The organism is Lactobacillus sp. ESL0785 (assembly GCF_029395455.1).
GTDB lineage: Bacteria > Bacillota > Bacilli > Lactobacillales > Lactobacillaceae > Lactobacillus.
Window position 1 is genome coordinate 1,495,899 of record NZ_CP113916.1, and the last position, 26,119, is coordinate 1,522,017.

At 37.0% G+C, this 26,119-nt stretch carries 27 protein-coding genes; 4 read left to right on the forward strand and 23 right to left on the reverse strand.

What is annotated here, in order from left to right; genetic code table 11:
- Nucleotides 1-12 precede the first annotated feature (12 nt).
- From OZY43_RS07145 to OZY43_RS07155, 3 genes are all read left to right on the forward strand, one after another.
- Nucleotides 13-930: an ABC transporter permease gene (locus tag OZY43_RS07145; RefSeq protein ID WP_277164456.1), complete on the forward strand. Its 918-nt coding sequence runs from the start codon at nt 13-15 to the stop codon at nt 928-930.
- A complete protein-coding gene (locus OZY43_RS07150; protein WP_277164458.1) occupies nt 908-1,711 on the forward strand; it encodes an ABC transporter ATP-binding protein in 804 nt (267 codons plus the stop codon). The genes OZY43_RS07145 and OZY43_RS07150 overlap by 23 nt, the downstream gene beginning before the upstream one ends.
- Before the next feature lie 191 nt (nt 1,712-1,902).
- Entirely contained in the window at nt 1,903-2,352 is a 450-nt protein-coding gene (locus OZY43_RS07155) for a VanZ family protein (RefSeq protein ID WP_277164459.1), read from the forward strand.
- Here the strand turns inward: OZY43_RS07155 and OZY43_RS07160 are convergent.
- From OZY43_RS07160 to OZY43_RS07265, 22 genes are all read right to left on the reverse strand, one after another.
- Nucleotides 2,345-3,757: a flippase gene (locus OZY43_RS07160; RefSeq protein WP_277164461.1), complete on the reverse strand. Its 1,413-nt coding sequence runs from the start codon at nt 3,755-3,757 to the stop codon at nt 2,345-2,347. The two genes, OZY43_RS07155 and OZY43_RS07160, sit on opposite strands and share 8 nt — an antisense overlap.
- Before the next feature lie 10 nt (nt 3,758-3,767).
- Nucleotides 3,768-4,871, reverse strand: a complete 1,104-nt coding sequence (locus OZY43_RS07165) for a polysaccharide polymerase (protein WP_277164463.1) — start codon at nt 4,869-4,871, stop codon at nt 3,768-3,770.
- Nucleotides 4,872-4,907: 36 nt separating this feature from the next.
- A complete protein-coding gene (locus OZY43_RS07170; RefSeq protein ID WP_277164465.1) occupies nt 4,908-5,654 on the reverse strand; it encodes a glycosyltransferase in 747 nt (248 codons plus the stop codon).
- An 11-nt stretch (nt 5,655-5,665) separates the two neighbouring features.
- Nucleotides 5,666-6,151, reverse strand: a complete 486-nt coding sequence (locus OZY43_RS07175; RefSeq protein ID WP_277164467.1) for a glycosyltransferase — start codon at nt 6,149-6,151, stop codon at nt 5,666-5,668.
- Entirely contained in the window at nt 6,151-6,600 is a 450-nt protein-coding gene (gene pssD / locus OZY43_RS07180; RefSeq protein WP_277164469.1) for a PssD/Cps14F family polysaccharide biosynthesis glycosyltransferase, read from the reverse strand. The genes OZY43_RS07175 and pssD overlap by 1 nt, the downstream gene beginning before the upstream one ends.
- Nucleotides 6,601-6,618: 18 nt before the next feature.
- Nucleotides 6,619-7,278: a sugar transferase gene (locus OZY43_RS07185; RefSeq protein ID WP_277164471.1), complete on the reverse strand. Its 660-nt coding sequence runs from the start codon at nt 7,276-7,278 to the stop codon at nt 6,619-6,621.
- 136 nt (nt 7,279-7,414) lie between these two features.
- Nucleotides 7,415-8,104: a CpsD/CapB family tyrosine-protein kinase gene (locus OZY43_RS07190; protein WP_277164473.1), complete on the reverse strand. Its 690-nt coding sequence runs from the start codon at nt 8,102-8,104 to the stop codon at nt 7,415-7,417.
- 28 nt (nt 8,105-8,132) lie between these two features.
- Nucleotides 8,133-8,855, reverse strand: coding sequence for a Wzz/FepE/Etk N-terminal domain-containing protein (locus OZY43_RS07195; RefSeq protein WP_277164475.1), 723 nt, complete (start codon nt 8,853-8,855; stop codon nt 8,133-8,135).
- Nucleotides 8,856-9,241: 386 nt separating this feature from the next.
- Entirely contained in the window at nt 9,242-10,006 is a 765-nt protein-coding gene (locus tag OZY43_RS07200; RefSeq protein ID WP_277164477.1) for a hypothetical protein, read from the reverse strand.
- 170 nt (nt 10,007-10,176) lie between these two features.
- Nucleotides 10,177-11,325 (reverse strand): ArgE/DapE family deacylase, encoded by a 1,149-nt coding sequence (locus OZY43_RS07205; protein WP_277164479.1) that lies wholly within the window; start codon nt 11,323-11,325, stop codon nt 10,177-10,179.
- Between the two features lie 11 nt (nt 11,326-11,336).
- Nucleotides 11,337-12,086, reverse strand: a complete 750-nt coding sequence (locus tag OZY43_RS07210) for an amino acid ABC transporter ATP-binding protein (protein ID WP_277164481.1) — start codon at nt 12,084-12,086, stop codon at nt 11,337-11,339.
- Nucleotides 12,079-13,578 (reverse strand): ABC transporter substrate-binding protein/permease, encoded by a 1,500-nt coding sequence (locus OZY43_RS07215; protein WP_277164483.1) that lies wholly within the window; start codon nt 13,576-13,578, stop codon nt 12,079-12,081. Before OZY43_RS07215 ends, OZY43_RS07210 begins: the two co-directional genes overlap by 8 nt.
- 386 nt (nt 13,579-13,964) lie before the next feature.
- On the reverse strand, nt 13,965-14,711 hold the full coding sequence (locus OZY43_RS07220) for a helix-turn-helix domain-containing protein (protein ID WP_277164485.1): 747 nt from the start codon (nt 14,709-14,711) through the stop codon (nt 13,965-13,967).
- A gap of 169 nt (nt 14,712-14,880) precedes the next feature.
- Nucleotides 14,881-16,110, reverse strand: coding sequence for a lactate oxidase (locus OZY43_RS07225; RefSeq protein ID WP_277164487.1), 1,230 nt, complete (start codon nt 16,108-16,110; stop codon nt 14,881-14,883).
- Nucleotides 16,111-16,292: 182 nt separating this feature from the next.
- Nucleotides 16,293-17,090, reverse strand: a complete 798-nt coding sequence (locus tag OZY43_RS07230; RefSeq protein WP_277164489.1) for a metal ABC transporter permease — start codon at nt 17,088-17,090, stop codon at nt 16,293-16,295.
- A complete protein-coding gene (locus OZY43_RS07235) occupies nt 17,090-17,710 on the reverse strand; it encodes an ATP-binding cassette domain-containing protein (protein WP_277166389.1) in 621 nt (206 codons plus the stop codon). The genes OZY43_RS07230 and OZY43_RS07235 overlap by 1 nt, the downstream gene beginning before the upstream one ends.
- A 64-nt stretch (nt 17,711-17,774) precedes the next feature.
- Nucleotides 17,775-18,875 (reverse strand): SLAP domain-containing protein, encoded by a 1,101-nt coding sequence (locus OZY43_RS07240; RefSeq protein ID WP_277166390.1) that lies wholly within the window; start codon nt 18,873-18,875, stop codon nt 17,775-17,777.
- The gene (locus OZY43_RS07245) at nt 18,871-19,770 is read right to left on the reverse strand and encodes a zinc ABC transporter substrate-binding protein (protein WP_277164491.1); all 900 of its coding nucleotides are present in this window, start codon (nt 19,768-19,770) and stop codon (nt 18,871-18,873) included. Before OZY43_RS07245 ends, OZY43_RS07240 begins: the two co-directional genes overlap by 5 nt.
- Nucleotides 19,771-19,979: 209 nt before the next feature.
- Nucleotides 19,980-21,932, reverse strand: coding sequence for a fructose-specific PTS transporter subunit EIIC (locus tag OZY43_RS07250; protein WP_277164493.1), 1,953 nt, complete (start codon nt 21,930-21,932; stop codon nt 19,980-19,982).
- 15 nt (nt 21,933-21,947) lie between these two features.
- A complete protein-coding gene (gene pfkB / locus OZY43_RS07255; RefSeq protein ID WP_277164495.1) occupies nt 21,948-22,862 on the reverse strand; it encodes a 1-phosphofructokinase in 915 nt (304 codons plus the stop codon).
- On the reverse strand, nt 22,862-23,617 hold the full coding sequence (locus tag OZY43_RS07260; RefSeq protein ID WP_277164497.1) for a DeoR/GlpR family DNA-binding transcription regulator: 756 nt from the start codon (nt 23,615-23,617) through the stop codon (nt 22,862-22,864). The genes pfkB and OZY43_RS07260 overlap by 1 nt, the downstream gene beginning before the upstream one ends.
- 147 nt (nt 23,618-23,764) lie before the next feature.
- On the reverse strand, nt 23,765-23,971 hold the full coding sequence (locus OZY43_RS07265; protein WP_277164499.1) for a hypothetical protein: 207 nt from the start codon (nt 23,969-23,971) through the stop codon (nt 23,765-23,767).
- A 170-nt stretch (nt 23,972-24,141) separates the two neighbouring features.
- On the opposite strand from OZY43_RS07265, the gene OZY43_RS07270 reads away from it, so the two are divergent.
- Complete coding sequence (locus OZY43_RS07270) at nt 24,142-25,497, forward strand: threonine/serine exporter family protein (RefSeq protein ID WP_277164501.1); 1,356 nt, start codon at nt 24,142-24,144, stop codon at nt 25,495-25,497.
- A 73-nt stretch (nt 25,498-25,570) separates the two neighbouring features.
- Here OZY43_RS07270 and OZY43_RS07275 read toward each other — a convergent pair whose 3' ends face one another.
- A complete protein-coding gene (locus OZY43_RS07275) occupies nt 25,571-25,996 on the reverse strand; it encodes a PTS glucose transporter subunit IIA (RefSeq protein WP_277164503.1) in 426 nt (141 codons plus the stop codon).
- Nucleotides 25,997-26,119 lie beyond the last annotated feature (123 nt).

Here is a 26,119-nt window from a genome sequence, read left to right on the forward strand (position 1 = left end):
GGATAGTAAAACATGATGAATACTTTTGGGGATTTACTTATTTCAGCAACTTCACAGGGTCTACTCTGGTCCCTAATGGCCATTGGTGTATACCTAACATTTAGGATTTTAGACCTCGCAGATATGACTGCTGAGGGCAGTTTTCCACTTGGCGGAGCAATTACAACAATGTGCTTAATTAAAGGAATTAACCCAATTTTAGCTACAGCTGCGGCTTTTGGTGGTGGAATGATTGCTGGATTAATTACGGGCGTTCTAAATACTAAATTGAAAATTCCAGACTTATTAGCCGGAATTGTAACCATGACTGGACTATATTCAATTACCTCACGTGTAATGCAAAACGCCGCCAATGTTTCATTATTAGGCAAAGATACGATCTTTACTATTGCCCAAAATTGGGGCTTAGCCCGCACTAACGCTGTCATTGTAATGGGGCTCATTATCGCCTTATTAGTAATTATTATTTTGGTTGCCTTCTTCAAAACGGAAATCGGCTTAGCAATGCGAGCAACTGGTGATAATCCTGAGATGAGTGCTGCTAATGGGATTAAAACTCAAAGTATGAAAATTTGTGGTTATATGATTTCTAATGGCTGTATTGCTCTTTCTGGTGCTTTACTTGCCCAAAATAACGGATTTGCTGACCTGAACTCTGGTGTCGGGACTTTGGTTGTCGGCCTAGCCTCAATTATCATTGCAGAAGTACTATTACATAATTTAGGAATTAGTGCTCGCTTACTCACTTTAGTTCTTGGGGCGATTGTTTACCGGATTATTTTAGCCCTAGTCTTTCAAATGAACGTTCAGCCTTCTGACGCTAAGCTGGCCTCAGCTTTGGTATTAGTTATCTGCCTTGCGCTACCTAATTTTCACTTATTACATCACCATCATGGAGGAACCAAAAATGTCACCCGTACTAGAAATTAAAAATCTTCACCAAACTTTTGAACAAGGCACAGTTAATGAAAATCGCGTCTTACGCGGCGTTGATCTTAAACTAGCTGCTGGTGACTTCGTTACTATTATCGGCAGTAATGGTGCTGGGAAATCAACTTTACTCAATAGCATTGCAGGCACTTTACCAATTCAGGAAGGACAAATTATCCTAAATGGAAAAGATATCACTAAATTATCTGTAACTAAAAGAGCCAAAAGTATTAGCCGTGTTTTTCAAGACCCCAAAATGGGGACAGCTGTTCGTTTGAGTGTTGAAGAAAATCTCGCTCTCGCAATGAAACGCGGTCAGCATCGCACTTTTCGCGCTGGTGTTAAAAAGCAAGATCGACAATTCTTCAAAAAGCAACTTGCCCAGCTTGACCTAAATTTAGAAAATCGCCTAAAAACTGAAATTGGCCTGCTCTCTGGCGGTCAGCGCCAAGCTATTACATTACTCATGGCCACTCTTAAACGTCCTGATCTAATTTTGCTTGACGAACATACGGCGGCTCTTGACCCGCAGACTTCAATTATCGTTATGCAATTAACAGAAAAATTAATCAGCGAGCAAAAACTAACGGCTTTCATGGTAACTCACAATATGGAAGACGCGATTCACTACGGTAATCGTCTAATCATGCTCCATCAAGGACGAATCGCCTTAAACCTTGCTGGAGAAGAAAAGAAAAAAATGACTGTGCCACGGTTAATGGCTTTATTCCAAAAACACGTTGGTACGGAATTAAAAGACGATGCCGTTTTGTTAGCTTAAATAACATTCTACCTAAATAATTTTAAATAAAGCTTGCAACTCGGTAGAACAAATAATATAACTATATATAGAAAGTAAAATTTCTCACATCAAGAAAACGACTTCTCACAGGAAGTCGTTTTTAGTTTAGAAACAAAATATTACGGTTAAAATTTTACAATAAATAATATGTATATCTAAGGATTAAATTTATGAAAAAGTACTTCTACACAGCAGCTTGGCTGCTACTACTTATCCTGATAGGAACAGTAGGGTATCTATGCTTTTCACCCAATTTACCTGTTAGTCTGCCCGCTGGTAGTCATCAAATTTCCTATATTATGGTCGGTAAAGCTCCCGTAGCCTACGTTCCCTTTCAAGAAATTGGTCAATTAGGATTTTGGTTAAACATTCTAATGACAGTTCCTTTAGGGATAATTATTGCAGTAATCACAAAATACCAGTGGCGATTAAAGTTAATAACGATCACTGGTATTGTAATTGGCTGCCTCATTGAAATAACCCAATTTATTTTAGACAATTTATCACTAGCATCCCGCTGGGTTGACATCAATGACGTGATTGCCAATGGTTTAGGCTTCATTATTGGCTACTTGTTAATCATAATCGCTGCTAAATTATTTTCTAAACGATCTAATTAACTAACTTTTTAAGGACTACCAATATTGAAGCTTTTAAAACAAATAATACTGTTAAATAAACAACAAGTCCCACTATAACTTCTACTATTAACATTGACCAACTAGTAGCAACCACGCGATCAAGCCCTAAGACACATAAATACATAATTAGTCCTGCAAGTAAATATTTATCAAATTCATAGAATAACTCACGAAAACTCACTTGTCTTCGAATTACCCAAAGTTGATAGCCGGTTATTGCCGTTTCCGAAATAACTGTTGCCAGTGCAGCACCCACTGCACCATTTGAAATTATTAAGACAATATTGCAAAGCACGTTGACAATTGCTCCCAAAATAACCGAAACAGTATAATTTTTATTTTGATTAGTTGGCAATAAATACTGATTACCAAGCACATTACTCCAGGCAATTGGCAAAATCACAAAAGATTCAACCATCATAATTGGTATTACATCAGAAAACTGGGCCGTTAAAAATAACGGAATAAGCTTATGCGCAATTATTAACAATCCAAACGTCATTGGTACTGAGATTACGGAAACAAATGAAAAACTTTTATATAAGTATTCTTTTGTTTTGTGATAATTTTTATTGGCAAAGGCATTAGCAACATGCGGTAACATCACGGTTCCCGTTGCCGTAACAATTCCTAAAAGCATCTTTACAATTTTGTCTGACTGATCAAAGTAACCTGCTGCCTGGACACTTTTTAATGACCCCAGCATAGTTTTATTCAATACCCAATATATCTGTGAAGCTACTTGCGGAATAAATAATACTAAGGCTGGCTTAAGGTGGCGCAAAATAGCTAATGACTTGAAGTCAGGCCGACCAACGTACTTTTTTAAACTAGGAAACATTGTTAAATTACCGATTAGCAACGATACAGATGAAATTAGGATATAGTAGACTAAATCTGCTGGAGATTTAACAAAAACAAAAATGCTAATTACTGTTAATATCTTAATAATAAAATTTCTAATAACAGTTACAGAAAAGTTTTCCACGCCCATAAAAAGCCATGAAATGTCAAGAGCAGATGCAATCAGCGAAAATGATTGTGCCCAATAATAGATATGATATTGCTGAACACATGACAAAAAAATCAGAAACAGTAAAAACGACAAAACGCTTGTAATGATTTTTAAAAATAAAATTTCATAAAAAGTTTGAGTAACCAGTTTGTTGTTATCACGGACAAAGGCAATTTGCCGTTCGGCGTATAAATTAATTCCAATACTACCCAACAGAATAAAGTATTGCATTGTAGCAGTAGTAAAAGAATTAATTCCCACTCCTTTAGGGCCAACAACTTGAGCGATATACGGTGTAGTAATTAATGGTACAAGTACAATAAAAATCTGATAAGCAACATTATATAAATAGTTCTTAAAAACTTTCATGTTTAAACCTTTAATTTATTTCGGGTTGCAATTTTGCATCTTTACCCTGCTGCACACTAGATGCTAATAATATTGCGACAGGTATAAAAAGTTCAAAGTGCTGCAGTGAGGTTTCAGTGAAGCCAATTAGGACGTACATTGTGAAGATCAAAATATCTTTAATCCTCATTTTTTTAATTTTCCAGCCCATCATTATTAAAATATATAACAATTGCATTGTGAAAATTATTCCCTTTGCAAGTAATGCCTGCAAATATCCATTATCAAACATTGCCGATTCTAGTTCAGGATTTTTTAACAGATGAATGCCATACATCGAATAAAACTGTTTGTAAAGCGCTAATCTGCCTGAGAGAATGTTATTTAGTAGTGGCGAATATCGATAAAATAAGGTACACAAAGAAATTGTAAAGATAGCAACTGGAAGCAAGCAAACTAACTTTGAAACAGTTCGATTAACTCTAAGATAGATTTTATTCCCTAATCCAAAAGCAATGACACAATAAAGCAAAATAAGATAAGTTGAAGTCCTAGATTGCGTTTGCGTATAAATAATGTAGGTTAAAATCCCAACTACGAAATTGTCCACACGTTCAAATTTATGTCGTTCAATAGAACAAAAGTCCAGTACTACTGCCAACCATAATTGCATTGCCACGTTAGGATGGGTAAAACCCAACGATTTTCTAAAAATATAACCATTGCCGCGCCACATTTCAAAATCATTTGCACCCCGACCAGTTAATAAATTAGCTAATACTATTAGGCCAAATGTAATACCCACAACAGCTGCCAGCCACTTTAATATTTTGTTGTAATCAATGCCAACATTCGTGCGCAATACATAAATAAAGGTAATCATTAATGTACCCGAAATCATATACGGCGCACTGTTTATAAGACAAATAAATAGCGATAATAAAAATAGAAAAATAAAAGAATAACTAAATTTATTATTTGAAAATAAAATTGCAAGCATTAATAGCATACTTACAATTGCTTGAATCGCACTTGAAAGTGAATTAGAGATTATCCCTGCCCCACTTAAAATTGCCATCACTGAAACAACAACAGACATTATGATAATTAATTTAGTTACAGTAGTTAATTTCAAACGTAAATCCCCATCATCAATTACACAGCCACAAAATCACTTGATTAACCGCTTAAGGCTATTATAAGTGCCATATCCCCATAGAAAATCAATGTAGTGCTTCAGATATTTCTTTATCCCTAACACCTTACCACTTGATTTACTCTTATTTTTTTCATCTTTCCACGAAGCAGCATAATGGTGGATGGAAATTGTATTGGGTTTAATAACTAATTTTTGCCGCCAAAAATTTACGGGACAAAAATATGAACTTGGATAAATAATTACATTACCAATCTTTTGCTTACTCCCATTAAATTTAAATCCGCTTTTTGCTAGCAAGTGCGTTGTTATATCCGTGCAAAGTACTTGGTTGAACGTACCATCTTGATTAATAAAATGCAGCCTCTGGTACTCATTAAGATTAGCCAAAATAAACTTGTTACCCTTAACGCCGCCAAAGCCCCCACCAGTATTAACCGTAAACCGATCTTCACAACCAAAATAAGCTTCCGCAGCCAAAACTGAATCCAAACTTTTAATTAGTTCAACATCAGTATCCAAATAGATACCACCATAATGATAAATTATGTCTAATCTTGCCACATCTGAGACAAAAGCCCATTGTTGTCTTTCATAGGCTTCCTTTGTAAAACTGTACTTGTTAACATCAAAATTACTTTCATTCCACTGAATAATCGTATAATCTGGGCAATATTTTTGCCAAGAATTTATGCAACGCTGAACTTGGGGCGGTAAAGATGCCTTGCCAAACCAGCAGTAATTAATAACTTTAGGTATCATTTTCTATTTCCTCAAAACAATTGGCGAACTAAAGTTGCTAAATTCTGATTAAAGCTTTGATTATTACTATGAAACTTGGGATGCTGATTATCCTTTTGCGACCGAATTGCTTCAGCCAAATCTTCAATATTGGTAATAACGTTAATAGGAAAACCACGTTTTTGTAACTCAGTACAAAAGATTAATTGGTGATCATTAACGTGTTCGTTGAATTTTTCCTGACGCGGAACCACAATTGGCGTTTTATCTTGTCTAATGACTTCAATAAAAGAAGATGGCCCGCCATGAGTAATAATTACAGAAGCTTGATTAATTAGTGCCTGCATTTTAGCTGGTGAAATGAATTTTTCATACCGGCAACTTTTAGGCAAATAAGTACTATAACCAATTTGAATGAATACTTCATCCGTAATTTTATTTTGCGCCTTTAATTGGTCGATTTTCTTGATTAAACGGTTAAACGGTTGTTCATGCGTACCGACAGTTACAAAAATCATCAAAAAATACTTCCTAAATTTTTTGCCTTGGGATAAACCTGCTTCATTTCTTCCCACTGAACAATAAACAAGTCAGTAACAGGATAAACAAGTTTTCCCGTTAATGTGGCCTTGTTTATTCTGTCAAATACTTCAATATAAACGGTCTTCATTCCCAATAGCTTGCCAATATAAAAGAACGGAACAGCCACCGCCGCACCAGAAGAAATTATCAAATTTGGTCTTTCTTTTTTAAGGATTTTAATTGCTAAAAAAGTATTCCTGATTAAATTTTTGAAATTTCGATTGGTTGGAAAATAACACGAATACATTTTTTCTCTAGCCAACAAATTTACAGCATCATCTTTAGGAAAAGTAACCCAGAAGCGATCTTTATCTTGCCAAAATTTTTTAAGCATATATAAATGAGTTAAATGACCGCCACTAGAGCCAACCAAACAAATTTTCATAAGTAATTCCTTTTTTATCTAATAGGTCGTATTAGGAAAACAAACGACAAAAATGGTTTTTAGTAAAATTTGCATGTCTAGCCAAAGACTAGCTTTATTGATATAGATAATATCTATTTTGACCATTTCATAAAAACTAACCGCATTTCTTCCTGTAACCTGCCACAAACCTGTACATCCTGGTTTAACTACCAGTCTTTGCATATCAAAATTGGTATACTGAGTTATTTCACGTTCTAACGGTGGTCGTGGCCCAACTAGAGTCATGTCGCCCTTTAATACATTCCATAGCTGCGGCAATTCATCTAAGCTATGCTTCCTAATTATTCTACCCACTTTAGTTACGCGTGGATCATTCTTCATTTTAAACATTGCCCCAGTAATCTCATTTTTATGAAGTAATCCACTGAACTGTTTATCCGCATCAACTACCATTGACCTAAATTTATACATTCTAAATTTATGACCATTTTTGCCAATTCGAATTTGAGAATAAAAAATTGGTCCTGGTGAACTCTTGTCTAATTTAATAGCAATTGCAATCACAAAAAAGAGTGGACTTAAAATTAGTAGCGCAATTAGGCTTAGGGCAATATCAAAACCTCTTTTTAAAAAGCAATACAGATTCCGCTCATTAATCATATTTTGATTTATCAAAATTTTATTTTTAAGTTCCATTTTCCCCGCTTCCTTACTACAATAAATTTATAATCTCTTTGATTTTTTATTGAATAGTTCGGAATTTTTTAAAAATTTCGGATTACGTTTTAGCTTAATGATTACCGATATAATTTATTGATGTATACTTCAGAAATTATTTGCGATATGCATGATAGTTAGGCACTACATCATTTAGTACATAGCCTAATAAATTAGCTTTTGCTGTTTGCAAAAGTTCCACAGACTGCTTAACAGCAGCTTTTTGAGCTTGACCTTGACGAACAACCAACACAACACCATCTACTTTTGGAGAAATGACTCGTGTATCTGTTACTGGCAATACTGGCGGAACATCTAAAACTAACAAATCATAATAATTTCTAAAATAGGCAAGCAACTCTTCCATTCGTCTTGATCCTAAAAGCGCCGCTGGATTAGGCGGAATAGGACCACTTGCAATTATTGATAAATTATTCACTAGGCTCTGCTGCACCACTAAGTCAAAACTTTTATCACTTGCTAGAATTGTTGACAAGCCTTTTCGACTATTACGCAAGCCAAATATGCTTTGAATTGTTGCTTGACGTAAATCCGCGTCAATCAATAAAACTTTGCGACCTTGTTTAGCCCAACTAACTGCTAAATTTGCAGAAATAGTCGACTTACCTTCATTAGCTTGCGAAGAAGTAATCAGAATTGTCTTTAATTCATGATTAACCGCTGAAAAATTTATGTTTGTTAAAATCGTTCTAAATTGTTCAGAAACAATATTTCTCGGATCAATATCAGTAATTAACTTAACTTTATTTTTTCTACTCCTAGTAGATTTTTTGCGATGAAACATAATAACTATCCTTCGTGATAATTAAAACTCAACGATACCGTTTGTAATTCTGGATTGGCCGTATTCTAAAGATATGGCCTAGGTTTGGCAATCCAAGTTCGGTAGTCAAGAATTCATTTCCTTTAATAGTTGTATCGGTTATTTCTTTAATAAAGGCATAGCTCAAACCGATTAACAATCCAACACCTGCACCAATTAATAACATTACTGAGGTTTTGGGAAATGTTTTTTGCCGTACCGGTAAGGCCTTAGAAACAATCATCACGTTGTCAATACTCATGATTTTACCAATTTTTCTTTTAAACACACTGGCAATCTCATTAGCAATAGTAGCTGCTTCATCCGGATTATGACTTTTTACATTTAAAGCAAAGACCTGTGAATTTTGATTACTGGTAATCGAAATATCTTTTTGAAGCTGCTTAACACTGACGTAATAGGGCTTGACGATATCACTTGGATTAGCCAAATTTTGGCTCGCAGCTTTTAAGACCACTTGATTAGTAATGATATCTTTATACGTATTAATCATTTGGACATCAGCTTGCTGACCTTGGTAAATCCCATTAAGGTCAGAGCCAACTTTCTTTTGATTGACCAATATTTGTGTAGTTGCTGTATATTGCGGTGTTATGACAAATTTATCTATACCTATTGCAGCAGCCAGACAAATTACAAAACTAGTAATAATAAAAATTATATGTTTGCAAATGATTCTAAGTATTTGGTAAAAATTCAAATAGTTTCCCATACCATTCTCCAAGTCTTAAAAATTAATATACCTAATTCCAATACATTAAAATTACGTTTACTAATTCAGCTTTTAATACCACCATATAGATACACAATATTAATTTTTGCTAGCAAATCTTGAGAATATTCTGCTGTTGACTTATCAAATTAAGGCAAAAAATAAATCCTCTATATTGCTGATGCTAATAAAGAGGATTAATCAAAAATTCTAAATAGTATTAAACTAGCAGGTAAAATTCAACATCTGTTGACTAAATTATAGATGAGCATACCATTATTAGCATAAAGCATATACATAACTAGCTATAATGTATAGCTATCCATGTATAATGTCAAATTATAATTGTATGCATTTTTTTAATGCTATATATTAATACTTTATATTTATCTATTAACTTTAGCTTCAACATAATGGGTAAAAAGCCAAAGATCAATTACTAGTATAATTACGTCATAAAGCAAAAAAAGCCCAAAATCTCCGCTTATGCTAATTTTAGGTATCGTCATTTCCATATCCTGATAAGAACTTCCAGTTAAAAAATGACCGATATTAGCGGACACATCCCACCAAATGTTATAACTAATCACCAATAATCCACTAACTAATATAATCATTATTAACCGTACCAGCCAAGTGATAATTTGATGCGACTTACCCGGCCAAAAGTCAATTACGGCATGACTACTAAAATTTAAAAAGCTGACAGTTAAATAGACAGCTAGACCAATAAGTAATAATAGTAGTGCAGCCAATAATAACTTCCCACATTTTAACCACGTTAAGTGCGTGACCCAATAACCAAAAGCAGCTACCTGTTGCCGAGTATATCCATCAAATGGGTAAAATATCACTAATATTAATGCCAGTTCAATTCCCAATAAAAGATCAAGATAGATAAAGGCAATTCCAGAAGAAATTGTATTAGTTAAATATAATTGACTATCATGCAATGGGATTAATCGCCACGTCTGGTTATGATTAAATTTTTCATTTTGCCAGCAAGTGATCCCAAGATAAATAATATTCGCTAACACAAAAAATAAAATAAATGCAGTAACAAAACTATCAGGATATAAACTTAAGCGACTTTTAGCTGAATAACTCAAATCAATGATAAATGAAAAAAACAACGTAGCTAGTAATTGCAATAACAGTATCCTGTAAGTTAACCAATTTTTTTGTCGTAACAACGTTTTAAATAAAGCTATCATTGAATTCCCCCGTATACAAAAATCAAATTAATTTTAGCATATCTCAGCACCATATTATGCTAATCAAAAAAAGATACGATATCTTTATTGATATTGTATCTTTTTTATTATTTTGTATATTCTTGCCAGAACTTCCAAGCCAAATCTTGGTAAAGCTCACAGCCCGCTAAATAATTACTTACCGGCGTATATTCATTAGGTTCATGGGCAACATCTCCCGGTGCCGGTCCCATAATTATAATCGGAAAATCGCCAACAGAGCGGATATATTCCGAAGCATCTGTTGCGCCTGTATCAGCAACAAAATTACCACCATAATCCAGCTTTTCCTTAATAACAGCCTGCGTTAACTTGGCAAGCTTAGTGTGCTTTTGGTTAGGTAATGGCACCTCTGGGAAACTATAACGAATTGCCAGCTCTGCTCCCTGCTGGTTCAACTCAGCTACGATCTCTTCAAGTTCCTTGTAAATCTGGTCATTCGGATAAAGTGGCGTCGTTCTAATATTGCCTGAAAGCCAAGCACTATCTGGAACTGAGTTAATCTGGCTACCACCCTGAATTTGACTAATCACATGAGTCAAGGGACCCAAAACTGGGTCTACTTGATTATGGCTGTCCATCTTGGCTTGCGCCTTTTGGGCAAAAGCAACTAATGGCATAATAGCATTTTTACCCTTCTCTGGTGTTGATGAATGAACTGTCACACCTTTAGAAGTCACATAATAATCAATGACGCCCTTGTGCGTCACTACAATATCACAGTTAGATGCTTCGCCAATAATTAAGCCATCAAGATCGTCAACATAGCCTTCTTTAGTTAGTTGAGCTGCACCATATTCACCAGTTTCTTCACCTACTGATGCCAGCAGCCGAATTCGACCCGGTAATTTTTGACCACTGTTTAGTAAATCCAGCATTGCCACAACCATGGCAGCTAGGCCTGACTTCATATCACTAGCGCCGCGACCATATAAGTTGCCGTTTTTAATGGTCGCAGTAAACGGTGGTGTTTGCCAATTATCTAGGCTGCCTGCGGAAACTACGTCTTCATGACCAGAAAAGCCTAACAGTGGTCCTTCATTCCCCATCTCAATAACCAAATTATCACGATCTTCGGCATAAGTAACCCGCGTGATTTTTACCGGATAATCTTTAAACAAATTAACCAGATAATCGGCTACCGCTGTTTCGTGATCGTTAGTCGATTCAATACTAATTAAATCAGACAATATCTTAAGTGCTTTTTTGTCTTCCATTTATATAGCCTCTATGCTTCTAAAACCTTAGCCAAAAAGTCTTGCGCCCGTGCTGTCTTTGGCTGAGCAAAGAACTCACTTGGTGTTGCTTTTTCTTGAATATACCCATCTGCCATAAACCAAACTTGGTCAGCCACATTCTTCGCAAAGCCCATTTCGTGAGTAACGACAACCATTGTCATCCCTTTTTGGGCCAAATCCTGCATAACCTTCAATACTTCTCCAACCATTTCCGGATCAAGTGCCGAGGTTGGCTCATCAAAAAGCATCATTTCTGGATCCATTGCCAATGCCCGTGCAATGGCCACCCGTTGCTGCTGACCTCCCGATAAACTAGCAGGGAACGCATCAGCCTTATCAGCCAATCCTACTTGCGCAAGTAACTCTTTAGCTTTAGCTGTTGCCGCTTCATCAGTTACATGTTTAACCTTCATCGGTGCCAATTTCAGATTTTCTATAACACTCATATGTGGAAAAAGGTTAAATTGTTGGAATACCATACCCATCTTTTCCCGCAAAGTATTCAGCTCGTCTTCACTCAAGGCAGTTAATTCTTTATCTTCAAAAATCACCTTACCAGAAGTTGGTTGATCTAATAAATTCAAGCACCGCAAAAAAGTACTTTTACCTGCACCCGATGGTCCAATTAAGCAGATAACCTGACCATCCTTAACGTCAGCGTTAATATCTTTTAAAACTTCGTTATCACCAAAAGTCTTCTTTAAATGCTCAACTTTAATCAGTGGTTCTTCGTTACTCATGTTTCATCTTCCCTTCAAATACCTTCATCAAACTCGATAAACTAAACGTAATGATAAAGTACAAAATCATCGTAATTACTAACGGCATTACGCCCCGATAAGTATCAGCCTGCACGATTCTTGATTGATAAATCAAATCCTTAACTCCAATAACCGACACGATTGAGCTCTCCTTAATTAAGGAAACAAATTCATTCCCCAAAGCTGGCCAAATGTTTTTCATGGCTTGCGGCATAATGACATAACGCATTGTTTCTGTCCGCGACATTCCTAAAGACCGGGAAGCCTCAGTTTGTCCCAGTGCAATCGAGTTAATCCCTGAACGAATAACTTCTGCAACATACGAAGCCGAGTTAAGCGAAACCGCAATAATCCCAGATAGTAGTGCCGGAATATTAACCACTAGTCCTAAGCCAAAGTAGATAAAGAGCAACTGCACCATCAGAGGTGTACCACGGACAAATTCAATATAAGCTGTAGCAATCGAATGAGCAACTTTATTACGGCTCAAACGCATAAACGCAAGAATAGCACCAAGTAAGAACCCGAAAAAGACAGAAATTGCGGAAATAAATAAGGTATAACCCACACCAGCAACAAAGAAGTCTTTATATGCCCACATTGAATTATCAATTTTTGCTGACTTTTTGGACTTGCCATTAGATGCCAAATATTTACCTGCCATTGGCAAATAATCTTTTTTAATTAGATTCTTTGCTTTAATCTCGTCAATTGATTTATTGGCTGCATTAACTAAGCTTTGGGCACCCTTATGAAAGGCAACGGACGAGCCAACTGATTTGTCCTTAAAGCCCGAACGAATATTGGTAATCCCCGTTGTATTTTTAACATAAGCATCGGCTGAAGCTGAGTCAACCGCAACAGCATCAAACTTATGTGTCTGCAATGCTAAAATCAAGTCGCTGTCTTTATCCATTGTTTTTAGCGTTACCTTGGGTGCTTGCTGTTTAATTAAATCACTTTGCAGACTGCCTGTTTGTGCAGCAATTGTTTTACCATCAAAGGAATGGAAATCATGATATTTACCTGCATCAGCCTTTCTGATAATCAAGTCTTGACCACTGGCATAATAGACCTGACTAAAGGCAACACTCTTTGCCCGTTTAGGTGAAGCCGACATCCCAGAAATAACCATGTCGATTTTACCAGTTTCTAGAGCCACCAACAATGAATCAAAGTCCATGGTCTTAACAACGAGCTTAACACCCATGTCATGGGCAATTTTTTTACCTACCTCAATATCCATGCCGTATACTTTTGACTTACCATTAACATTCTTGACAAATTCATAAGGCGGAAAATCAGGACTAGTCCCCATAATTAACTCGCCTTTTTGTTTAACCTTTTGTAAATAATTATCCGTTGCTTTTGGTGCTTGAGCTGCCTGAACGCCGCTAACACAATTAACTAACATTGTCAGTGTTACCAGCATCACTAAGGCAGCCTTGAGCCATTTAATTGCCTTTTTCATAGCTTATTCCTCACTTCTTGATCTTAATCTGATTAAAAATGAACTACCCTGGTTACATCGTCGTTTATTTTCTAAATTCATTTTTAACCTCCCAGATATAAAAAAACTCGCCCCTTCTTACAATAATGTAAGAAGAGACGAGTTTTTACCCGCGGTACCACTCTCATTGATAGCTAAGTATCCGCTTATTAAATTCCTAAGTTGTGGCTTAAGCACGCCTTCACTAATTATTCTAATCTGCCTTCCACCAACTGCAGACTCGCTAATAGAAAAAACAAGTTACTACTCTTAAGCTATTTAAGTAAGAATTATAACAGAAATTTTGTATTTGTCCAATCTTTTTTGCATAAATATTAAAAAATAATGATTTATCTGTGAGATTAATCTTAACTAAATGGCCACCACGGTATCCTATTATCAGTTCTAGGCTCTAATCCTTCTGGTCCCCGAGTTTCTTTATACGGCCAATAATCATCAGATATTTTTTCTCGCATCTGCACTGGTATTTCACTTTTCTTAATTAAATGCGTCTCATAGACATACGAGCCCTTATGCATTATATAGACCCAACGATGCTGCTTATCATATTCACCAGTCTGAAATTTTAACCATGACCCCTTGCCAAATGGACCATCATAAACACATGCTTCAACTGGTTGCGGAACATTAAGCCAGACTTTTTTCTTAGTCTTACCATGTTGTTCAATTCCGCGTTCCTTTTTTAGCGTCACCTTATCTGGCAAAGTCGCGTAACCATATTTAGTTGCCAAAAAAGGATTAAAGCGGTCAACCAGCTCAACTTGATTCGCCCGACCCCAGCCTAAAACACATAACCACAATAAAACAACACACAAAATACTAATAATTGTTATCAGATAGCGTCGATATTTGCGTTTATCTTTGACATCTGAACTAATCTTTTTCACCATTACGTTATCGTCTCCTTTCAATAAAGTGTCCAAAGAAATTGCTAAAATATTACTGAGTTCTACTAGCGTATCTAAGTTGGGATAACTGAGAGAATTCTCCCACCGCGACAGCGTTTGCCGCGTCACGTGCAATTTATCGGCCAACTGCTGCTGCGTTAAATGCAACTCTTTTCTTTTTTCACATAAAATCCGAGCAAATTCCATTTACACCTTACCATCCTTTCTAAACAATAACTTACCAGTTAAAATCATCAAAGTAACGCAATTATCATGTTACATCAAGTAAATTTAGGGTTATTTCAGTTTTTTCCAACAAAAAACTGATGCAAGTCTCACACCTACATCAGTTTTTAAAATTATTTAAATTAAACTTTTAAGCTTGTGAAGCACCTGAAACGGCATCTGAGTCGTCTTCCTTAATTTGATTATCCTTAGTTACAGGATAAGGCTTAATTCTTGAAGGATCAGTATTTGACTTCAAATTATCAGCGGTATAATCAATATGTGTCAAACGTGCATGCTTAACATCTTCAATTGTCTTACAGCCAGTTAATTGCATATCAATTACTAATTCATCATTCAATTGCTTAATAACTGATTCAACTCCCTTAGCACCACCAAGAGCTAATGCATAAAGGTAAGGACGGCCAATACCAACTATATCAGCTCCTAAAGCCAAAGCCTTGAAGACGTGTGAACCACGACGAACGCCAGAATCAAAGATAATTGGAACCCGGTGGTTAACGGCCTTAGCAATTTCTGGCAACATATCAATGGTTGCTGGGCCACTATCAACTTCACGACCACCATGATTAGTTACATAGATCCCATCTGCACCGGCACCCATTGCTAAGTAAGCATCTTCAGCACAGACAACTCCCTTAACAAATACTGGCAAGCCAGACATTTCCTTAATTCGCTTAACATCATCTGGACCAATCTTCTGAGCAGATGAAGCATACATTTGTGCAACAGTTTGACCTTCACCCTTACCACCTTGATAACGAGTAAAAAAGTCTAGTGGAACTGGGTAGGCAAACTTAGTTCTCAAGTTAGCTTCACGATAACCAGAAACAAGTGCATCAACTGTTAAGAAAATACCCTTATAGCCAGCCTTCTTAATCGCATCAAAGACCATCTTGTTAAATTCCCAATCTTTACTTAAGTAAAGTTGGAAGAAACGTGGTGCATCTGGAGCTGCAGCTGCAATCTCTTCAACACTCTTATTGCCATAAGTACTTGATGAGAACAATGCTCCAGCAGCTGCTGCACCCTTTTGAGTAGCAACTTCAGCATCCTTATGCGCAATTCCATGACAAGCAATTGGTGAAATCATAATTGGGGTCTTTAATTTCATTCCCATAAACTCAGTATCAGTTTGTGGATTATCCATATTGGTTAAAGCCCGCGGTACAATTTGAAAATGGTTGAAAGCATAAGTATTGTTACGCCATGTCCACTCATTTTCTGAACCTGAAGCAATGTAATAATATGCTCCTTCTGGCATAATTTCTTTTGCACGTTCCTCAAGTTCATCAACATTAATCATATTGATTGCTTCGTTACGATCACTTTGGGGAAAACCATTATAATAAGCTGTCATTTAAAAGATCTCCTTTTATATAAAATTATTAAAATTATTATTCACCTTTATTATACATGAAAGTGCTTCCGATAGTTAGTGAAATTTATTAAAGAATGTTTAAATATCAGCAATTGTAATGTATTATTTTTCACAATCTAAATATAAGCTAATTTATCATCATAAATAAGTCAGCTTATTATCTATAAATTATGTCTAAGCAAATGAGTGAAATAAGTCACTAGATAAATAAAAACTTCAATTACTGCAATAAAAAAAGTTACTGGTAAGTTGGTCATAAAGCCCAAATAAAGTCCCAACCAAACACCGATTAAGGCAAAGAAAACAGACCAGCCAATCATCGACCACACAGTTTTACCAATATAATTAGCTGTTGCTGGCGGCAATGTTAATAAAATGAAGACCAACAATGAGCCTACGATTTGCGCGCCAATTGATACAGACATTGCCAAGGCAATTAAAAAAATCACACTGACTAAACCTGTTCTGACACCATGTGCTAATGCACCAATATGATCAAATGAATCAAAATTCAGCGGCCGCTGAATTGCAAAAATCATCAACAAAACAATTACTGACAAAACAACCAGCTGAACGACCCCTTGATTATCAACCCCAATAATACTGCCAAACAAAATGTTAGTCGCATAATTACTGTTAGCACCAGAAATTGCCAAAAATAGCACACCTAGACCAATAAAAAGTGCTGAAATTGCACTAATTGATGATTCTTTTTGCTCACTATGAAGAGATAATTCACCAACACTGACTGACCCCAGCAGCGTAAACAATAACATTCCCCATAAAGGACCAATTCCCAGCCAGACTGCAAATGCCGCACCAGCAAAGCCAATTTCTGATAATGTATGAGCTAAAAAACTAAAGTTGCGTGCTACCACATAAACACCAACTGTCCCACAGGTAATCGCAATAAATGTACTAGCCAAAAAAGCATTACGCATAAATGGTAAAGCAAACATTATTCGTACGCCTCCTCAAACTGTTCCATCTCCCCTTGTTCGATATTGCCACGATTTAAATACAAATAATTTTTCATATATTTACGCGCCAGTGGCACATCATGAGTAACAAATAAAACTGTCATTTGATGTTTTTCATTCAAATGCTGAATTAAACCCATTAATTCATCTTTAGCAACAGGATCTAAACTCGCCGTAGCTTCATCCAAAATAATAATATTGGGATTATCAAGTAATGCTTGGGCTAAGTATGCCCGCTGCTTTTGACCACCTGATGCTTCTCCCATTCGGACATTTTTAATTTGGTACAAGTTAGTTTCTTGCAATTGTGTTGTTATTGCCCGTTTAATTTTGGCAGTTTTAATAATTGGCGTATTTAAACCAATAAACGCTTCAATTGATAGTGGATATTCTGCATCAATATTCCGAAACTGGGGAACATAGCCTAAACGAACACCTGGAGCAAACTTAAACAAGCCACTAGTTGGCACTAGTATCTTCATTAAAATATTAATCAATGTTGTTTTTCCTGCACCATTAGGTCCTAAGAGCGCAGTCATTGACCCTTTTTTTAATTTGAAATTTAAATTTTTAAAAACTGTCTTTTTATCAAAACTCATCGTAAGATCAGTTACTTCTAAAATATCAGCCAAATTTGCACTCCCTTTATTTAACCTTATTAGCTTAAAAGTTGCCGACTTTGACAAATTGATTAACATCAATTTGATAATATTTGTACCCATTAATCTTAACGCGACCGCCATAGGTTCTAAGATATTTGCCGCGGTAAAATTTACTAGTACCAATGCGCTTACCATTATTATCATACAAGTAAGCGTTGTGCGTTAAGTAACGTAAACTACCTTCGACGTTGCTAGCAACAACGTATTGATTGACGCCAATCCGCAGGTATTTACGCCCAGCAATCATCTTATCACCATAAAGCGTTAATTTTGCTCCTGCTTGCTCAAGTGCAGCATCTGTAACCTTACCATCTTCATCATAAATCAGCGCATCATGCATCAAAACCTTAGTTGCAACTGGATCTGGTAAAGTCGGCTGCGTAGGCGTAGTAGCGGCTGGTGCTACTGGTGTGTTTGCTGGCTGCTGGTCATAGTAATACTTGACTAAATCACAAAAGTCATCCATTGAATAACCCCACTTAGCAAAATAGCCATCAGGATCTGTATGATTAGTGCCGCCTAAGAATTTGGAAACAGCGTGGTGTGACCAAATTGTCCCCTGACCATCATGAACAGCATTAGTAGGTACCAAATCATACCGATGCAATAATTGTGCCACATAAACAGCATCATTATTAACACCTTTAGCAAAGTCAGCTAGATTATTTTCCTCACATAATTCCACTTGGATAAATCTACTATTGGCTACTGGACCAGCACCCCAAGTACCATAATTTGGTGTCATCATCTGGATTACACCATTTTTATCAACAAATGCATGAACGTAAGCGTCGATATTCATCCATTCACGATTAAAGTAAATTGCTTCATCATGAGCTGTCGCATTAGGGGTTGCCGTTTCATGAATGACAATTCCTTCCGGCTTACCATTACGATACCCAAATTTATTATTTGTATAAAAGCAATTATATGCGATTCCCTCTTGCTGCAACATTTTATACAGGTAAGTAACCCCACTGTAACTATCTTGCTTAGCTGTGTCATTAATCGTGCTGGCCTGAACTTGCGTTGACCATACAACAGATGAAGTTGCTAGACTGGCAGCTAGTACTATCGCCGTGAGTAATTTCTTCATGTTAATTTTCTCCTTTTTTAACAACCTGTGCTAATTTTTGATAATTTGTCCGCATCCATTCCAGGTAGGTCATATTATCAGGGATTGTTTCCCGCACTACTAATACAGGAATTGCCTGCTCTTTTGCCAGTTTAATAAAATTAGTAACTGTTGTGCTTGATGTTTGAGCATTATCAACAAAAAAGGCAATTTTACGCTTTTTAATATTATCTGTCATCGTCTGGACAGTCGCTGGACTAGGATCCGTATTATTTTGAATTGCCTGTTCAAAATCACGGTCAGCCACCCGCAAATGAGCAGCCTCCAGTGCATAATCAAAAACAGGTTCACTCACATAAACTGGTTTACTGCTTTTGCCATCAATTTTAGCTGCTATCTTCTGAATAGCAGCAATTTTAGCTAAGTAACGCTGACCATTAGTACGATAAGCAGCAGCATGTTTTGGATCCAGATGGGACAATTTAGTAACCAAATAAGCAACATATTTAGTTGGCATTGTTAGATTATACCAAATGTGAGGATTAGCACCTTTATGCAGTCCCATCAGATCTTCACCAACCAAAACCGCCTTCTTATCCACAGCAGACGCCAATTTGTTCATCCAACTATCATAGCCCAAGCCATTAGCAACAACAATATCAGCCGTTGCCAATTCCTTAGCATCGTTAGTTGTCGGTTCAAAATCATGTGGGTCCATTGCCCCTTTTGTGATAATTGCTTCGGCATGACCGTATTTACCAACCACATTCTGCGCAATATCAGCATACACATTAGTTGTAGTAATAATTGAAATTTTCCCATTCTTTTTTGGCATCTGCGCACAAGCACTTAATGTTAAAAGCACTACACTAAGCAAAACTGTTAAAGCCGCTAATTTTTTAAATTTAACTAATTTTTTCATTAGCTACATCCCTCTCTAACCTTACAAGTCTACGGAATAGTCAAAAAGTCCAGCCGCAACAATTCACTTACAAATTCACTTACAATTAATAACAATTATACACTAAAAATACGCCACCCTAAAGTGACGTATCATTCCTATTTAGTTACAATTTGATTACTTTTTTACTTAATTATTTTTATTTCAAATAAGCGCGTAAAATCGACAATTTACTTATCATCCACTGGCTTTTTCCACAAGCCTAAAATCACGCCAGCGACAATCGAACCAACAATTGTTGCAACAAAGTAAAGAACGATATGATTAGCAAGTGGTGATACCCACAGACCACCGTGAGGAGCGGGAACACCAATGCGCCATAAACCAACTAAAGCACCACCAACAGCTGATCCGATAATACATGATGGAATAACATGTCCCGCATCAGCGGCAGCAAATGGAATTGCTCCTTCAGTAATAAAGGAAAAGCCTAAAATCCAATTAGTAACACCGGCACGGCGCTCATCTTCAGTGTACTTATTCTTAAAGAAAGTCGTCCCAATTGCCGTGGCAAATGGTGGCACCATGCCACCAACCATAACAGCAGCCATCATAACAGCAGCTACCGTTGAATGGGGATCATTAGCAAAAGCACCAGAAGCAAAGACGTAAGCCGCCTTGTTGAAAGGTCCACCCATATCAATGGACATCATTCCTGCCAAAATTGTTGTTAAAACAACTAAATTGCCTGTACCCATCTGATTCAAAAAGCTAGTAATTGCAAAGTTAATACTACTAAAAATCGGGTTAACAATGTAATACATAATAAGTGCAATAAAGAGTAAACTCAAAATTGGATATATCAGCATCGGCTTCATACCTTCAAGCGACTTAGGTAATTTAGTAAATAGTTTCTTTAAACCCACAACTAAATAGCCGGCAATAAATCCTGAAGCCAGACCACCCAAGAAACCTGCAGGCGACTTAGCATTAGTTACCACGTTGGCAACATAAGCACCGCCATATGAGCCGCTGTAAACTGTCGCCATAAAGCCACCAACAAAACCGGGCATCAAGGCAGGCAAGTCACCAATCGATTCAGCAATATATCCTGACAAAATTGGCACCATGAAAGCAAAGGCCATGTTTCCGGCATTATTTAAGAAAATGAAGGCAGGTGATTTAGGACCTCCAGCATAGTTCTCAACAATAAAGGAAATTGCCATCAAAATTCCACCACCGATGACAAACGGCAACATGTGAGAAACGCCGTTCATCAAGTTTTGATAAATCGACCCCCATATTCCCTTCTTAGAACTATCATCAGCAGTTGCTGCCTGACTATCCGAATGGTAAACACTAGCCTGACCATCCAAAACTGCGGTCACTAATTCATCGGGCTTATTAATTCCATCAACAACTGGTCGACTAATCAGTGGCTTACCATTAAAACGTGGCATATCGACTTTTTTATCAGAAGCAATCACCACTCCCTTAGCTCTGCGAATTTCATCAGCCGTTAACTTGTCCTTAACACCCTCTGAACCGTTGGTCTCAATACGGACATCAGCACCGAGCTTTTTACCAGCTTTAATTAATGCTTCTTGAGCCATATAAGTATGAGCAATCCCATTAATACAAGCAGTAACCCCAACAATCAGTGGCTTTTCAGTATCATTTCCGGCAGAAGCTTTTTTAGCCTGCTCTGCCGCTTTTTCAGCATCTTTTTTAGCCTCCGCCTGTTCAAACAAAGCAATTACTTCTTCAGGGGTCTGTGCCTTTTTTAATGCACTAACTAAATCTGGATTAATCAGTAACCCGGATAACTTAGCTAAAGCTTCCAAGTGCGTATTGTCAGCACCAGCTGGCGCAGTAATCATAAAGAACAAGTTGACTGGTTTACCATCAAGCGAATTATAATCAATTCCTGCATCACTTTTGGCAAACAAAACGCGAGTTTTATTAATTGACTTATTGCGGGCATGAGGCATTGCAATGCCATCACCAATCCCCGTCGTTGACTCATTTTCACGTTCCCAGATTGACTTAATAAATTCATCTTCGTTATTAACAATTCCTGTGTCAACCTCTAAGTCGGCCATCTCTTTAATTGCAGCTTCCTTATTAGTTGCTTTCAACGCCATAATCATGGACTCAGGAGCTAAAATATCTTTGATTTTCATTATTAATTCTCCTTTTTATGAAATTTGTTCTACATTAATTTGCGGTAAAACAGCTTCAATTTGACTTTTAACGGCAATATCTTTAGTAAAGGCAGTTGCAGCACCACACGCCATTCCAACACGGAAGCTTTCAGCCGGATCACCACTATTAACATATGTCCCAACAAAACCAGCAATCATTGAATCACCGGCACCAACTGAATTAACAGCTGTTCCAATAGCAGCCTTAGCATGATAAATATGCTCACGTGTAATCAAGTAACCGCCGCTTGCAGCCATAGAAACCATGACATTTTGCGCACCTTGATCTAACAATTTGCGCGCGCAAGCAAGCATTTCTCGGTCAGTATTAAAAGTCGTATTAAACAAGTCTGCTAATTCATGATGATTAGGTTTAAGAACTAGTGGCTGATAACTTAAAGTTTCTAGCAATGCTTTACCCGTTGTATCAATGACAAATTCAGCGCCAGCTTCTTTAATTGTTGGCAGCAGTTGCTGATAAAAGTCAACTGACAAATTAGGTGCTAACGACCCACTTAAAACAACAATATCGCCAGCTTGTAAATCACTAAGACGATCCTTAAATGCCGTAATTTCTTGCTGAGTAATATTCGGACCTGCCGCATTAACTTCTGTTTCTTTTTCAGCATGCAGCTTGACATTAACACGAGTTGCATCTGACACAGTCACAAAATCATTCACAATCCGACGTTGATTCAACTGTCGCACCAGTTCTTTACCCGTGAAGCCACCAACAAAACCCCACGCAGTATTTTCAATTCCCAGCTGATTAAGAATTTGTGACACATTAATGCCTTTACCACCTGCTAGAAATGAGCAATTCTTACTGCGATTAACCTCACCATGTTTGATTTGTTTCAACTGAATGACATAATCCAAGGCAGGATTAACAGTAACTGTATAAATCATTATTTAGTCTCCCTCAAGTTAATTTTATTAGGTAATAATTTTTTTAATCCGGCATTAAGCACGGTCGTAACAATGGTTACATCTTTACTATTGGCAAAAACTGCAAAATTACGTTCACCAATTTTAGAAGCATCGGTTAGTACATAAGCATGGTCAGCATGAGCAATTTCTAATTTTTTAATTGCGGCTTCTTCAAGATCTGGCGTTGTCAAATTACCTTGATAATCAAGCCCATTAGTGCCGATAAAACTGGCAGCAAAGTTCATCCCCTGCAGCTGGTCAATCGCCGATTGACCAACAACCGCATGCGTATCTTCTTTGACTTTTCCACCTAAGAAAACCGTCTCAATACCGTGGCTAATCATTCCTAATGCTGTTTCCAGTCCGTTAGTCACCACCGTAATTTGCGGAATTTTAGCTAAAAAAGGCACCATTTCATAGGTTGTCGTTCCTGCATCAATAAAAAGATAATCATTTTTGTGCACATAATGTTGAACCGCATAACGAGCAATTTGAATTTTGTCCTCATGGTTCAGATTAAAACGAATATGCTGGGACACATCATGAGTAAAGTTCTTAAGTGATTGGGCACCACCATGAACCCGCTTAATCAATCCGTTACCTTCCAGCTGTGTCAAATCACGACGAATTGTCGATTCTGATGTAGGAATCATCTGCGCTAATTCGCTAACTTGACATAATTGGTGTTGGTTGACGTAATTCTCAATTATCTTTTGCCGTTCCTGCGTTAACATTTTTCCACCTCATGCAGATATTGTATTCGGTTTCAGTTAAAAAGACAATCAGTTTTACTCAAATATATGCAAAAAAAATCAGTTTTAATCAATAATGCGCATAAATAGTAATAAAATAGCGCCAGCTTACTTACTAGCGCTTTTAAATTAATCCGTTAAGTAATGAACCGTTGCCATTCTAGTGGCCTTAGCCGCTACAATTAAACAAGCTTCATCAAGCATAAAGTTAAGACTATGGTTGAGAACGAATCTGCCAGCAGCAATATCACAACCAATATATAAACGTACACGGCTTTTCAATGCATAATATGAAAAGTCCTCAGATGGATCTTGTGCATCAAAGTCAGTCCGCAAGTCTAACTTTCACTATCAATATCGATCGTAATGCCACAATCTTTTACTGTACAGTCAAGGCCATCATCAAAATGTTTAATATAATCATGTGTTGCTTAAAAATGCGACTTGCACTCTTATGCTAAAATTAATTTATCTTTGTTAAGATTAAAAAGGAAGTTGTTTAACTAATGGAAGAAAACGAACCAGTTATAACGCGCCATCATTTGTCGGCAAGACATCATATGAAAATTCATTGGAAAGAATTTTTTAAAAGCCCAGATAATACGCTAATTAAAGATACAACTTTAGTTGAAAAAGGTTCACTTGTCGGTAGAATCGGTATTATGCTGCTAGAATGCGGAACAGGAGCTTGGCGCGTACGCGATTCAATGAATACTGTTGCCCGAGCACTAGGAATTACTTGTTCAGCTGATATTGGTCTAGTTTCAATTGAATACACCTGCTTCGACGTTAATAACAAGTCCTACTCGCAAACCTTGTCGTTGCCAACAACTGAAGTTAATATGAATAAATTAAATAAGATGGAACAATTTGTCCGCCAATTTGAAATTAAAAATGAGCAATTAACAATTGGCGCTATCCATCATGAACTTAATCAAATTGAACGCCATACGGTTACCTACCCGCTGACAATTGCAGCTTTGAGTGCGGGACTTGCTTGCTGCTGTTTTATTTTTTTACTTGGTGGCGGCTTACCAGAAATGCTGTGTACCTTCTTTGGTGCAGGCATTGGTAACTATATTCGCGGTCAGATGGGTAAGCACAAAATTACACTTGTAGCCAAAATTGCAGTAGGCGTTGCTAGCTCATGTGCGGTTTACTTCCTGTGCTTTTTACTTGGTCATAAATTATGTGGCTGGGACTACCAGCACGCTTATGGATATATTGGCGCCATGCTTTATGTGATCCCGGGTTTTCCTTTCATCACTTCAGGACTGGATATGTCCAAACTCGATATGCGATCAGGACTCGAACGTTTAGCGTATGCTGGATTGATTATTATGATTGCCACAATGGTTGGCTGGGGCGTTGCAACCAGTCTAAATCTAATGCCGGGAGCTATGCCGGACCTAAAGCTTACTCCTACTGTTTTAACAATTTACAGAATTCTAGCTAGTTTTGGTGGAGTCTTTGGCTTTTCCGTAATGTTTAACGCTAAACCTGCAATGGCAACTGTCGCCGCATTAATCGGTGCCCTATCTAACACCTTACGTTTAAGTTTAGTTGATTATAATCACATGCCTGCTGCCCTTGCTGCTTTTATTGGGGCGCTTTTAGCAGGCTTACTCGCGAGCTTTGTTCGTGATCGAGTAGGGTTTCCGCGAATTGCGATTACGGTACCCGCAATTGTGATCATGGTACCTGGATTATACATGTATCGTGCTGTTTTTAATTTCGGTGTTACTAACATTAATGTTGGTGCCTATTGGATTATGAATGCGTTAATGATTGTTATTGCTTTGCCAATTGGTCTTTTAACTGCCCGAATTTTAACAGATGCCAAATGGCGTCATGCAGATTAAATAATAAATCACAAAGGGAGTAGAATTAATTCTACTCCCTTTTGTATTATCTTATATTCACAGCAACTTCAGATTACTTAATTACAGCCATAATATTATCACCAACAATTATTTCTGAATTATCAACAGTTGAAATAACGTCGATATAATCATTAGTATTAGTCACAATACTTAAAACTACAGGATCATATCCTGCTGCTGCAATCGCCGCAACATCCATTTCCATCAATAAATCGCCTTGATTAACATGGTCCCCCTTTTTCACATGAGATATAAATGCTTGTCCTTTAAGTTCAACTGTATCAATTCCGTCATCACTTCTTAAACCAACAGCATGCCGTGTATCCGCAACTAACGTAACTTCACCTGAAAATGGAGCAACAATCTTAATTTGTTCACCAGTAGCTTTACCAGCTGACTTTGTAGTTGTTGGTTCTTTATCTTGCTTTTCACTAGAGCAATTATTAAATCCAATAATCCAAGTTGCAATGAAGCCCACTGGGATTATTTTGAGGCTGGGGGACACTTAATTGGTGGCTGCTGCACAAGAAGTTTAAGTTAGTTTTCTCATACAAAAAAAGCTGGTCTTGACACTAAGTCAGACCAGCTTCTTTACTCAAAG

Coding starts and splice junctions, on each gene's coding strand:
- OZY43_RS07145 (WP_277164456.1), top strand. CDS start 13: ATGATGAATACTTTTGGGGATTTACTTATTTCAGCAACTTCACAGGGT.
- OZY43_RS07150 (WP_277164458.1), top strand. CDS start 908: ATGTCACCCGTACTAGAAATTAAAAATCTTCACCAAACTTTTGAACAA.
- OZY43_RS07155 (WP_277164459.1), top strand. CDS start 1,903: ATGAAAAAGTACTTCTACACAGCAGCTTGGCTGCTACTACTTATCCTG.
- OZY43_RS07160 (WP_277164461.1), bottom strand. CDS start 3,757: ATGAAAGTTTTTAAGAACTATTTATATAATGTTGCTTATCAGATTTTT.
- OZY43_RS07170 (WP_277164465.1), bottom strand. CDS start 5,654: ATGATACCTAAAGTTATTAATTACTGCTGGTTTGGCAAGGCATCTTTA.
- OZY43_RS07175 (WP_277164467.1), bottom strand. CDS start 6,151: ATGATTTTTGTAACTGTCGGTACGCATGAACAACCGTTTAACCGTTTA.
- pssD (WP_277164469.1), bottom strand. CDS start 6,600: ATGAAAATTTGTTTGGTTGGCTCTAGTGGCGGTCATTTAACTCATTTA.
- OZY43_RS07185 (WP_277164471.1), bottom strand. CDS start 7,278: ATGGAACTTAAAAATAAAATTTTGATAAATCAAAATATGATTAATGAG.
- OZY43_RS07190 (WP_277164473.1), bottom strand. CDS start 8,104: ATGTTTCATCGCAAAAAATCTACTAGGAGTAGAAAAAATAAAGTTAAG.
- OZY43_RS07195 (WP_277164475.1), bottom strand. CDS start 8,855: ATGGGAAACTATTTGAATTTTTACCAAATACTTAGAATCATTTGCAAA.
- OZY43_RS07205 (WP_277164479.1), bottom strand. CDS start 11,325: ATGGAAGACAAAAAAGCACTTAAGATATTGTCTGATTTAATTAGTATT.
- OZY43_RS07210 (WP_277164481.1), bottom strand. CDS start 12,086: ATGAGTAACGAAGAACCACTGATTAAAGTTGAGCATTTAAAGAAGACT.
- OZY43_RS07215 (WP_277164483.1), bottom strand. CDS start 13,578: ATGAAAAAGGCAATTAAATGGCTCAAGGCTGCCTTAGTGATGCTGGTA.
- OZY43_RS07220 (WP_277164485.1), bottom strand. CDS start 14,711: ATGGAATTTGCTCGGATTTTATGTGAAAAAAGAAAAGAGTTGCATTTA.
- OZY43_RS07225 (WP_277164487.1), bottom strand. CDS start 16,110: ATGACAGCTTATTATAATGGTTTTCCCCAAAGTGATCGTAACGAAGCA.
- OZY43_RS07230 (WP_277164489.1), bottom strand. CDS start 17,090: ATGTTTGCTTTACCATTTATGCGTAATGCTTTTTTGGCTAGTACATTT.
- OZY43_RS07235 (WP_277166389.1), bottom strand. CDS start 17,710: ATGAGTTTTGATAAAAAGACAGTTTTTAAAAATTTAAATTTCAAATTA.
- OZY43_RS07245 (WP_277164491.1), bottom strand. CDS start 19,770: ATGAAAAAATTAGTTAAATTTAAAAAATTAGCGGCTTTAACAGTTTTG.
- OZY43_RS07250 (WP_277164493.1), bottom strand. CDS start 21,932: ATGAAAATCAAAGATATTTTAGCTCCTGAGTCCATGATTATGGCGTTG.
- pfkB (WP_277164495.1), bottom strand. CDS start 22,862: ATGATTTATACAGTTACTGTTAATCCTGCCTTGGATTATGTCATTCAG.
- OZY43_RS07260 (WP_277164497.1), bottom strand. CDS start 23,617: ATGTTAACGCAGGAACGGCAAAAGATAATTGAGAATTACGTCAACCAA.
- OZY43_RS07270 (WP_277164501.1), top strand. CDS start 24,142: ATGGAAGAAAACGAACCAGTTATAACGCGCCATCATTTGTCGGCAAGA.